Origin of the sequence: Microbacterium sp., from assembly GCF_032084865.1 — a bacterium.
Lineage (GTDB): Bacteria > Actinomycetota > Actinomycetes > Actinomycetales > Microbacteriaceae > Microbacterium.
Genome location: NZ_DAMDLU010000137.1, coordinates 1 through 7,720, shown reverse-complemented (window position 1 = coordinate 7,720; position 7,720 = coordinate 1). Strand labels below are relative to the sequence as shown.

The 7,720-nt window shown below is 68.9% G+C and carries 10 protein-coding genes and 1 pseudogene; 5 read left to right on the top strand and 6 right to left on the bottom strand.

Annotated features, from left to right (window positions below):
- Positions 1-915, top strand: a pseudogene (locus RT309_RS12415) (serine/threonine protein kinase); the annotation flags it as partial.
- Positions 916-953: 38 nt separating this feature from the next.
- Entirely contained in the window at positions 954-2,696 is a 1,743-nt protein-coding gene (gene pknB / locus RT309_RS12410; protein ID WP_313357476.1) for a Stk1 family PASTA domain-containing Ser/Thr kinase, read from the top strand.
- Here the strand turns inward: pknB and RT309_RS12405 are convergent.
- The 3 genes from RT309_RS12405 to RT309_RS12395 are packed head-to-tail and all read right to left on the bottom strand — an operon-like array spanning position 2,672 to position 4,274.
- Complete coding sequence (locus RT309_RS12405; RefSeq protein WP_313357475.1) at positions 2,672-3,319, bottom strand: aminodeoxychorismate/anthranilate synthase component II; 648 nt, start codon at positions 3,317-3,319, stop codon at positions 2,672-2,674. The genes pknB and RT309_RS12405 overlap by 25 nt on opposite strands.
- Positions 3,316-3,471: a hypothetical protein gene (locus tag RT309_RS12400; RefSeq protein WP_313357473.1), complete on the bottom strand. Its 156-nt coding sequence runs from the start codon at positions 3,469-3,471 to the stop codon at positions 3,316-3,318. The genes RT309_RS12405 and RT309_RS12400 overlap by 4 nt, the downstream gene beginning before the upstream one ends.
- Positions 3,471-4,274: a class E sortase gene (locus RT309_RS12395; protein WP_313357472.1), complete on the bottom strand. Its 804-nt coding sequence runs from the start codon at positions 4,272-4,274 to the stop codon at positions 3,471-3,473. Before RT309_RS12395 ends, RT309_RS12400 begins: the two co-directional genes overlap by 1 nt.
- Positions 4,275-4,310: 36 nt before the next feature.
- Here RT309_RS12395 and RT309_RS12390 point away from each other — a divergent pair, with 36 nt between their 5' ends.
- Positions 4,311-4,550: a cell division protein CrgA gene (locus RT309_RS12390; protein ID WP_071642807.1), complete on the top strand. Its 240-nt coding sequence runs from the start codon at positions 4,311-4,313 to the stop codon at positions 4,548-4,550.
- Between the two features lie 229 nt (positions 4,551-4,779).
- Here RT309_RS12390 and RT309_RS12385 read toward each other — a convergent pair whose 3' ends face one another.
- Together RT309_RS12385 and RT309_RS12380 are read right to left on the bottom strand one after the other, a co-directional pair.
- A complete protein-coding gene (locus tag RT309_RS12385; protein WP_313357469.1) occupies positions 4,780-5,661 on the bottom strand; it encodes a rhomboid family intramembrane serine protease in 882 nt (293 codons plus the stop codon).
- 25 nt (positions 5,662-5,686) lie between these two features.
- Complete coding sequence (locus RT309_RS12380; RefSeq protein WP_313357467.1) at positions 5,687-6,244, bottom strand: peptidylprolyl isomerase; 558 nt, start codon at positions 6,242-6,244, stop codon at positions 5,687-5,689.
- 144 nt (positions 6,245-6,388) lie between these two features.
- Between RT309_RS12380 and RT309_RS12375 the strand changes: the two genes are divergently transcribed.
- Positions 6,389-6,886: a DNA helicase gene (locus tag RT309_RS12375; RefSeq protein ID WP_313357465.1), complete on the top strand. Its 498-nt coding sequence runs from the start codon at positions 6,389-6,391 to the stop codon at positions 6,884-6,886.
- Between the two features lie 23 nt (positions 6,887-6,909).
- Positions 6,910-7,398, top strand: coding sequence for a YbaK/EbsC family protein (locus RT309_RS12370; RefSeq protein ID WP_313357463.1), 489 nt, complete (start codon positions 6,910-6,912; stop codon positions 7,396-7,398).
- A gap of 1 nt (position 7,399) precedes the next feature.
- Here RT309_RS12370 and RT309_RS12365 read toward each other — a convergent pair.
- The coding region (locus RT309_RS12365) for a glycosyltransferase family 4 protein (RefSeq protein WP_313357461.1) at positions 7,400-7,720 on the bottom strand (321 nt) is incomplete at its 5' end.

Below are 7,720 nucleotides of genomic sequence, written 5' to 3'. Positions count from 1 at the left end.
GTGGCGGATGCCGATGACGCGACGCGCATCCTGAGCGGGATGGGCGGCGCGGAGGCCACGCGCATCCTGCCGACGACCGCTCAGCTTCCCTCCGGAGCAGCCGTCGCCTCGACGACGGCGACCGAGCCGGAGGAGGAGAAGAAGCGCAAGCGCAGCCCGTGGACGTGGCCGCTGATCGCGTTGATCGCGCTGCTCGTGCTCGTGCTGGGCGGCACGCTGATCGCCATGCTCAGCAATCAGGATGAGGCGGGGCCCGCCGTGACATCCTCGACCCCCGCGAAGCCCAAGCCCAAGCCGACCTCGGCCACCCCGAGCGCACCGGAGAAGGCTCTCGTCAATGTCGGCGACCTCGCTCTCGTCGACCGCCCCTGCGACGAGGCCAAGCAGACCCTCGTCGACAACGGCCTGCGGGGCGAGTGCGTCGCGGGCAACACCGCCGCTCCCACTCCCGACCGCGAGGGCTGGGTGCAGAGCGTCAGCGAATCGGGCAACGTCGAAGAGGGCACCCTGATCACGCTCACGACGTACAAGGCCGCGGTCACCATCCCGACGCCGTCATCGGCCCCGAGCCTCAGCGGCACGCCCACCACCGGTGCCACGGTGACCCTGAACTGGACGAACTTCGAGTGCCCCAGCGGCGTGCCGCCGCTGTCGGCGTACGAGATCAAGCTCACCAACGCGACCTTCGACGGCGGCAGCGCTGACCGCACGTTCGAGCGCGGTCAGCTCAGCGCACCGATCACCATCACGGGCACGCCGGGCGCCACGGTGACCGCCAGCTACGTCGCCTTCTGCGGAAACGACCTGCCCTCCCCCCGGTCCCCGCAGATGGAGAAGCAGATCGAGGCCGTCGCCACCCCGACCCCGCCCGTCGTCGGCGGCGGCGACAGCCAGGGCACAGCTCCCGCCCAGTAATCTGGAGGGGGGTCCACGAGGTCTGAGGGGAGTCGTCTGTGTCGCCAGAGCCGCGCATCATCGCGGGTCGCTACCGCGTCGATGAGGTCATCGGTCAAGGTGGCATGGCCAGCGTGCACCGCGGCTACGACCTGACGCTGGGTCGCGAGGTCGCGATCAAGATCCTCGACCCCGAGCTCGCGCGCGACACGGCGTTCCGCACCCGGTTCCGTCTCGAGGCGCAGGCGGCCTCGCGCATGTCGCATCCCTCGATCGTGCGCGTCTACGACGCCGGCGACCCTTCGACAGGCTCAGGGACCCACTCGAGCGCGTCCGGGGTGCAGAAGTCCGGCGACTCGACCGAGCAGACCGAGCCGTACATCGTGATGGAGCTGGTGCACGGCACCCTGCTCAAGGACATCATCGCGCAGGGGCCGCTTCCCGTCGCCGACGCGATCCGCTACGAGGACGGCATTCTCGAGGCACTCGAGTACTCGCACCGCGCCGGCGTCGTGCACCGCGACATCAAGCCGGGCAACGTGATGATCACCGACAAGGGCACCGTGAAGGTGATGGACTTCGGCATCGCGCGTGCCGTGTCCGACTCGTCGTCGACCGTCGCCGAGACGACGCAGATCCTCGGCACCGCGGCGTACTTCTCACCCGAGCAGGCGAAGGGCGAGTCGGTCGATGCGCGCACCGACCTCTACTCAGCTGGGGTCGTGCTGTACGAGATGCTCACGGGCCGTCAGCCGTTCCGCGGCGACTCCCCCGTGGCCGTCGCCTACCAGCACGTCAGCGAGACGCCGCTGCCGCCGACCGAGGTCAACGAGCAGCTGCCCCGGTCGATGGATGCCATCGTGCTGCGCGCTCTCGCGAAAGACCCCTATCAGCGGTTCCCCGACGCAGGATCGTTCCGTCTGGCGCTCAAGGCGGTCGCCGACGGCGAGACGCCGACCAAGCGGGAGATCGGCGCGCTCACCAGCGAGCTCTACGGATCCAACCCGCGCCAGGCGCAGGAGACCGCTCGGTCGCTGCGTCAGCTGAGCTCGGACACGACCATGACCCGCACCCAGTCCGGTCCTCCGGTGGCGTGGATCTGGGCGGGGGTCGCCCTGCTCGCGGTGCTCCTGGTCTCGGTGCTCATCTGGGTGGTCACTCTGGCCGTGCAGCCGAAGGACGTTCCGACATCGTCGGTCACCGTGCCGAACCTCGTGAACCTCACGGCCACCGACGCCGAGAACGCCCTCGAGGAACGGGGGCTGATCCCCGACATGCGCGAAGAGGCGAGCGTGGACTTCGACGAAGGGCACGTCATCCGCTCGGCCCCCACCACCGGGGCGAAGCTGACGGCCGGCACGTCGGTGATCGTGTACGTCTCGACCGGCGCCGACACGGTGGAGATGCCGGTGGTCGAGGGACTGTCCCAGGACGCCGCGAAGCAGGTGCTCGACGACGCTCGACTCGAACTCGGCACGGTGCGTCCCCAGAACGACAAGGACGCCCAGGCGGGAACCGTGCTCAGCGCGAGCGAGCGGGCCGGCGCGCAGGTCGCCCCGGGCACGGTCATCGACCTGGTCGTCGCCAACGGCTACGTCACGCTGGAGGACATGACGGGCTTCTCGATGGATGCGGCGAAGGGCCAGCTCGAGAAGCTGGGCCTCACGGCGGAGCCCGTCGAGCTCGGCCCGTGCGCTGAGGGGCAGACGCCGAACGTGGTCGCCTCGATGTCGAAGTCGCCTGGCGAGGTGCCCATCCACTCCACCGTCGAGCTGCGCTACTGCGTGCCGCCGGCCGGCTGACGCCCGAACCCTGCCGACGAGACCGACGCGAGCCAGTTGCCGAGCAGGCGGTGCCCGTGTTCGGTGAGCACGCTCTCGGGGTGGAACTGCACGCCGACGATGGGCAGCGTGTCGTGGGCCACCGCCATGATCGTGCCGTGCTCGGCCCGAGCGGTGACGTGCAGCGTCGTCGGCAGGGACGCGTCGTCGAGGGCGAGCGAGTGGTAGCGTCCGACGGCGAACGGCGAGGGGATGCCGTCGAACAGCGCTGATCCGTCATGGCTCACCTGCGAGACCATGCCGTGCATCAGCTCAGGGGCGGCTCCCACCGCGCCGCCGAAGGCCTCACCGATGGTCTGGTGTCCCAGGCAGACGCCGAGCAGCGGCATCCTCGTCTGCGCGGCCAGACGCACGACCTCGATCGAGGCGCCGGCGTCTGCGGGTGAGCCGGGTCCGGGCGAGATCATCACGGCGTCGAACCCGCGCAGACGCTCTCGCCAGTGACGGCGCACCTCGGCATCCGGAGCGGCGCCCGCGCCATCCGCCTCCACCATCACCACCTCGGCACCGAGCTCGCGGAGGTAGCCGATCAGGGTGTGCACGAAGCTGTCGTGGTTGTCGACCACGAGCACCCGCGACGTCACTGCAGGTCCACCTCGCCGGGGGTGATCAGCGGGCTGATCCAGGGGAACACATGGAAGAACAGCCCGTAGAGGGCGGCTGCCACGAGCACGAGCACGAGCAGCAGGCGCAGCCACCACGGTCCGGGCAGGAGGCGCCAGAGAGCGGCGTACATCAGCGGACTCCTTCGGCAGACGCACCGGCCGCATCGGCGGATGCCAGCGAGGCGGGTGGCCCCTCGGCGCGCGGCTGGAAGCTCTCGAACACCCCGTACGCGACGATGCGCTCGGCGAGCGAGTACAGCGGCGAGCACGCGGTGAGGGTGATGAACCGATCCGACGGGGCGACCTGCGGCATCTGGGGCACGTCGAGCAGCACGTCGCCGGCCGACGGCTTCACATATTGCAGGTTGCGGAACCGGTAGGTGTACCAGCCCGCCTCCGTCTCGACGACGATCGCGTCGTCGAGACGCAGCGTGTCGATGAGGTTGAACGGCTTTCCCCACGTGGTGCGGTGACCGGCGAGCGAGAAGTTGCCCACCTCTCCCGGCATCTTCGACTGCTCGTAGAGACCGATGCCGATCCTGTCGAGAGTGCGCTCGCGCGTGGTGCCGCCCGCGATGTGCACGTTGTAGTCGTCGCCGAAGCGCGGGATGCGCATGTTCGCGAAGACCTCGGCATCCCCAGGGTGCGCCAGCAGCGGTGGCTCGTAGACCGTCTCGTCGCCCTGCTGCACGACCGGTGGCGGTTCGGGAGGCGGGAGCTCGGCCCACCGCTCGGAGAGCTCGGCTCCCTTGGCGTTGTTCTCGGCGCCGATGATCAGGTCGCCGATCCACATCTGCCACGACACGAACAGCAGCACCAGCACGCCCGCGGTGAGCAGCAGCTCGCCGAGCACACTCCCGAACGTCGCGCGGGAGCGCCGACGCGCCGGCCTCGAGCGTCGCGACGGAGCCTGAGACGTCGCGACCGCATGCATAGGGGGAAGTCTATTCGCCCGGCTAGAATGATGCGCATGGCACGTGACCGCAATCCCGAAGAACCCGCCGTCGAGCGTCCCGAGGGCGATGCCGCCCCGAACGCCGTGTGGTTCAAGCCCGTCATGGTCGGCTTCATGCTGCTCGGCCTGGCGTGGATCCTCGTCTACTACATCTCGGGCTCGCGCTTCCCCATCCCGGGTCTCGACTCGTGGAACCTCGGAATCGGTTTGGGCATCGCGCTCATCGGCTTCCTGATGACGACCCGCTGGCGCTGACACCCCAGCCGGCGCGGGCCCATGAGCCCGTACTCCGACGCCTCCTCACCCTGTGGTGAGGGGGCGTCTCGCTTTCCCCAGCATGTTGTTAACAACCCTCTCCACCTGTGAATAACACCGGTGTAATTCTCCCCAGGTGTGGACAGACCTGTGGATAACCGCCGGGAATGCTGTGCAGAGCCGTGTGGACAGCCTGTGCAGAACCGCGCTCCTCGCCTCTGGGGCGGCGTCAGAACAGGTTGCGCAGCACGACCGGAGTCACCAGGAAGGCGACGGCCAGAAGCACGATCGTGAGCACGACGAGCAGCAGGATCTGAACCGTGCGCTGCGAGTGCCGCCGGGTGCGAGCGAAGATCAGGCCGATCAGCGCGCCGACGGCCGCTCCTCCGATGTGCGCCTGCCAGGCGATGTTGAGCGTCTGGATGAACCCGATGGCGAGGTTGATCGCGAGGATCACCAGGATCCCGCGGATGTTGGCGCCGATGTGCCGACCGATCACGAGCAGCGCGCCCATCAGGGCGAAGGTGCCGCCGGACGCGCCGACGGTGGCGGCGACGGGATCGAGCACGGCCATCGCCACCGAGCCGCCGAGTCCGCCGATGACATAGAGGGCGACGAACCGCCATCGGCCGAGCAGCGGCTCGAGACTGCGACCGATCATCCACAGCGCGAGCATGTTCAGCAGGAAATGCGTGATGCCCGAGTGCACGAGCATCGTCGTCAGCAGCCGCCACGGCTGGAACGAGAAGTCGCCGCCGAACATGTCGGGGAAGAGGTACGGCGTCGCGAACAGCAGGGTCCGGTTGATGATCGGGCCGAGCAGCAGCTGCAGCACGCCCACCACCGAGGTGACCGCGATGATCGCGTATGTCGCGATGGGCTTCGAGGAGCCGCCCCCGGAGCGCCAGGCGCGCTCGGCTCGGCGTTGTGCGGGCGTCCGATCCTTGCGGTCGGCCTTCATGCACTCGGGGCAGATGACGCCGACGGGCGCCTGCGTCTGGCAGTCGGCGCAGACAGTGCGCGTGCAGCGCTGGCAGAGCACGAAGCTCTGCCGATCCGGATGCCGGTAGCAGAAGTTCTCGCGGTTGCGCGTGAAATCAGGAGAGGTCATCCGGATCGGCTCGAGCGGTCGTGGGTCAGTTGGCGACGACGTCGACCGAGTGCAGCACGACGTCCTCGACGGGACGGTCCTGCGCGCCGGTGCGCACCGCGGCGATCTCGTCGACGACAGCCTTCGAGGCGTCATCGGCGACGACGCCGAAGATGGTGTGCTTGCCCTGCAGCCACGGGGTCGGGTCGGTCGTGATGAAGAACTGCGAGCCGTTGGTGCCCTCGGCCTGGCCGGTGATGGCGTTGCGGCGCAGGCCGGCGTTGGCCATGGCGAGCACGTACGGGTCGTTGAAGTTCAGCTCGGGGTGGATCTCGTCGTTGAAGTTGTACCCGGGACCGCCGATGCCCTGACCGAGCGGGTCGCCGCCCTGGATCATGAAGTTGGGGATGATGCGGTGGAAGATGACGTCCTTGTACAGTGCGCCCTCGCCGGGCTTGCCGGTGGCGGGGTGCGTCCACGCCTTCGAGCCGTCGGCGAGGCCGACGAAGTTGGCGACCGTGTTCGGAGCGTGATCGCCGAACAGGTTGATGACGATGTCACCGTGGTTGGTGTGCAGGGTTGCGACGTGAGATGCATGAGGCATGGATCCATTGTCGCAGAGCCGCCCTGTGCGAGCGCGGCGTATTCTCTCCTTTCCTCACGCCGACCGCCAGACTCTGCTCGTATCCAGTGTGTTGTGATTGGATGATCAGCGGAACGGACATCGACCGACCGACGGGAGAGCAACGTGAATCTCAGCCGCAAGCGCAAGAAGGAACTGCGTCGACTTCAGCAGGACGCCGGACGACTCTGGGAGTCGCAGCAGGTTCTCGTCGGGCACGCTGCCGACGTCGCCCGTGAGGCCGGCCGCCAGCTCGGCCATTTCAACCGTGAGCAGGTCCTGCCCACCGTGCACGACTCGTACGAGCGTCACCTCGCACCTGCCGTCGACCGCGGTGTCAAGTTCGGCAAGCACGTCGTCGACCACCGGGTCGTGCCGGTCGTGGGTGGCGTCGTGGGAACCGCGCTGTCGGCGTGGGATGTCGCGAACAAGAAGCGTCACGATCTCGGCTGGGGCCCCCGCCACGTCGCCCCGGCCAAGAAGAGCATGGGCTTCGGCTCGGTCGTCGCCATCGTGCTCGGCGTCGCCGCAGCGGTCGGCGTCGTCGCCGCCGCCTGGCAGGCGCTGCGCGCCGACGACGAGCTGTGGGTCGCCGACGACCCGCTGTCGCCGCCCAACGCGTGATCGAAGCCGACCCGCATCAGCGGGTGCGTGCTGCTGCGACCGCTCGAGGACTCGACATCGAGATCCGTGAGCGGCCGCAGGCGCGCAGTCTGCCGGAAGCGGCAGCCCTTCTCGGCCTGCAGCCGTCCGACATCGTGAAGACCCTCGTCGTGAAGACTTCGGCGACGGGCTCAGGGAACCCGCCTGAATACCTCTTCGCCCTGGTGCCCGGTGGACGTTCCATCTCGTGGCCGAAGCTACGCGCCATCGTCGGTGTCAACAGGCTGCGCCTGCCCGAGCCGGAGCTCGCTCTTGCTGCCACGGGCTTCGAGCGCGGCACGATCGTGCCGATCGGCAGCGCCACCGACTGGCCCGTGTACGCCGACGAGACCATCGTCGGGCGGCGAATCGCGATGGGCGCGGGCGCGCACGGTTACAGTCTCTTCGTCGAGGCCGACGACCTGATCCGCGCCTACCGCGCGACGGTCGCCGACATCTCCCAGCCCGAGGTGTCTTCCGACGGCCGTCGCTGATTCACATCCCGTCGTCGACCACCTCGGCGAGCACGGCGTCGAGTACGCCGGCAGCGACCTCAGCGGTGTCCTCCCACGTCGGCAGCCGTGCACCGGCACGCGCGGCCGCCGCTGCGAGGCGGGCTCGATGCGCGCGGTCGACGAGCAGCGTGCGCAGCGCATCGGCGAATGCCACCGGGTCATCGGGTGCGACCAGCACCCCGGCATCCGGCGGCACCGTCTCGGGAACCGCCCCGGTGCGGCACGACACGATCGGCAGGCCGTGTGCGAGGGCCTCGTCGAAGACGAGCCCGTATCCCTCGTAGCGAGTGGCGAGGGATAC

What these genes read in the sequence shown, in the direction of transcription:
- RT309_RS12400 (WP_313357473.1), bottom strand. Translation starts at nt 3,471, where the DNA reads ATGTACGCCGCTCTCTGGCGCCTCCTGCCCGGACCGTGGTGGCTGCGC.
- RT309_RS12395 (WP_313357472.1), bottom strand. Translation starts at nt 4,274, where the DNA reads ATGCATGCGGTCGCGACGTCTCAGGCTCCGTCGCGACGCTCGAGGCCG.
- RT309_RS12390 (WP_071642807.1), top strand. Translation starts at nt 4,311, where the DNA reads ATGGCACGTGACCGCAATCCCGAAGAACCCGCCGTCGAGCGTCCCGAG.
- RT309_RS12385 (WP_313357469.1), bottom strand. Translation starts at nt 5,661, where the DNA reads ATGACCTCTCCTGATTTCACGCGCAACCGCGAGAACTTCTGCTACCGG.
- RT309_RS12380 (WP_313357467.1), bottom strand. Translation starts at nt 6,244, where the DNA reads ATGCCTCATGCATCTCACGTCGCAACCCTGCACACCAACCACGGTGAC.